General features: G+C 60.3%; 3 protein-coding genes. All 3 read right to left on the bottom strand.

From position 1 onward, the window contains the following. Positions 1-116: 116 nt before the first annotated feature. A complete protein-coding gene (locus AC1DYX_RS30605; protein WP_477265911.1) occupies positions 117-545 on the bottom strand; it encodes an ExbD/TolR family protein in 429 nt (142 codons plus the stop codon). Positions 546-548: 3 nt separating this feature from the next. Beyond that, the gene (locus tag AC1DYX_RS30610) at positions 549-1,484 is read right to left on the bottom strand and encodes a MotA/TolQ/ExbB proton channel family protein (protein WP_477265912.1); all 936 of its coding nucleotides are present in this window, start codon (positions 1,482-1,484) and stop codon (positions 549-551) included. A gap of 80 nt (positions 1,485-1,564) precedes the next feature. Next, positions 1,565-2,115: energy transducer TonB (locus AC1DYX_RS30615; RefSeq protein ID WP_477265914.1), on the bottom strand; the 551-nt coding region annotated here is incomplete at its 5' end.

Consider the following 2,115-nt stretch of genomic DNA (forward strand, 5'->3'; position numbering starts at 1 on the left):
GCTCCTTTAGCTCCGGACGAACCAACGTTCATACCCATGGTGTTTCCTTTCAAATCTTGGGAACCGGCGTGACAGGGTTCAGACCCTGTCACGCCGAAGGGTTGCGTCCTGGAGGATCAGCCCCTGTCAGGCGGTTCGGTGATGAAGCCGACCTTCTGAATCCCGGCACGCTGGGCCGTATAAAGCACGCGGCCGATCGCTTCGTAGCGGGTTTGCTGGTCGCCACGAATCTTCACTTCCGGCTGCGGCACTTTCACCGATTCCTTGGCCAGGAAATCGAACAGTTCATCGGTGTTTGCCAGGTGCTTCTGGTTCCAGTACATCTCGCCATCCTTGTTGACGACGATGTTCACGTCTTCCGGCGTGGTCTTCACAACCTGGTTGGTCTCGATCGGCAGGTTAATCTTCTGCAGGTGGAGGACAACCGGGCTGGTGATCAGGAAGATGATCAGCAGAACCAACATCACGTCCACGAGGGGCGTGGTGTTGATCTCTGACATGACGGTATCTTCGTCTCCGCTATCGGAGCCAACACTCATGCTCATGGTTTAGCCAACCTTTTTAGCAGCGGCGCCTTGTGCACGTGCGGCTTCCGACGTGTGCATTGCGCCCGAGATCAGGACCGAGTGCACGTCAGCGCTGAACGAGCGGACGTCTTCCATTGCGGTCTTGTTACGACGGACCAGCCAGTTGTAGCCCAGAACGGCCGGAACTGCAACGAACAGACCGAATGCGGTCATGATCAGTGCTTCACCCACCGGACCTGCCACTTTGTCGATCGACGCGTTACCGGTCATACCGATGTTGGTCAGTGCGTTGTAGATACCCCAGACGGTACCGAACAGACCGATGAACGGTGCGGTCGAACCGACGGTTGCCAGGAACGACAGGCCGTCCGTCAGGCGCGACTGGACTTTGTCCACGGCGCGCTGGATCTGCATGGTGACCCAGCTCGACAGGTCGATCTGCTCGAGCAGGGCGCCGTCGTGGTGCTGGGTTGCCTTGGTGCCGGTTTCAGCGATGAAACGGAACGGCGAGCCTTCGGTCAGTTGAGCCGAGCCGGCGGCGATCGACGGTGCTTTCCAGAACTTCTGGTTGGTTTCCTTCGACTGCTTGAAGATCTTCATCTGGTCCAGCAGTTTGGTAACGATGATGTACCAGGAACCCATCGACATGATCGCCAGGATGATCAGGGTGCTGCGCGAGACGACGCCGCCTTCCCACACGGCGGAGATGCCGAACGGGTTCTCGACTTCTTCCTTCTTGGCTTCGCCGCCAGCTGCCGGAGCCGCSGCTGCCGGTGCCGAAGCGGCAGCGTCGGCTGCCGGTGCTGCTGCATCAGCGGCCGGTGCCGCGGCCGGGGCGCTCGCTGCTGCCGAAGCCGGGGCGTCGGCGAAGGCCGGGGCGGACACCAGTGCCGATGCCGCAGTGACCGAGAACAGGAGAGCCGCTACGGTAGCGGACAAACGGGTATTCTTAAACATGCTTCCTCCAAAAATTTAAAATGAACAGTTCGCTGAACAAATGACAACGAATCATGCGTTGAGACGATACGCTGTCTTGGTTAATCCAGCTGCCAGACGTACTGTACCGGCTGCCAAGACTCGATGGGCTGGCCGTTCTCGGTTGCCGCCTTGAACCGGCACTTGCCCAGGGCCACCAGAGCAGCCTTATCCAGGTCGCGGAAGCCGCTAGTTTTCGTGACCTTGGAATCCTTCACACTACCGTCTGCACCAATCAGGAACGAAATGGTCGACACACCCGTTTCTTCGTTACGCTGCGACGACTTCGGATATTCCGGCTTCGCGCACGAATTGAAGTCTGCGACTGCCGGGGTCCGGGCCGGGCCTGCCGGCTTGGCTGCCGGAGCGGGCGGAGCCGACGGTTGCGGCAATGCCTTCTGAAGTTCCGTCGTCTGCGGCTTGGCCTGCGTCGTGTTAGCGATCACATTCTGCTGCGGCGGCGGGGTTTGCACCTGCACTTCCACCGGCGGGATGAACGGCGGAGGCGGGGCCTTCATTTCCGGCGGCGGCGGCGGCGGGGGCGTCTCCGGCGGTGGCGGCGGTTTCACGTCTTCAATGATCTTGGTCTCCACTGCCTCGGCCATCTTGCTGA

This window comes from Massilia sp. P2_C2, from assembly GCF_056404615.1.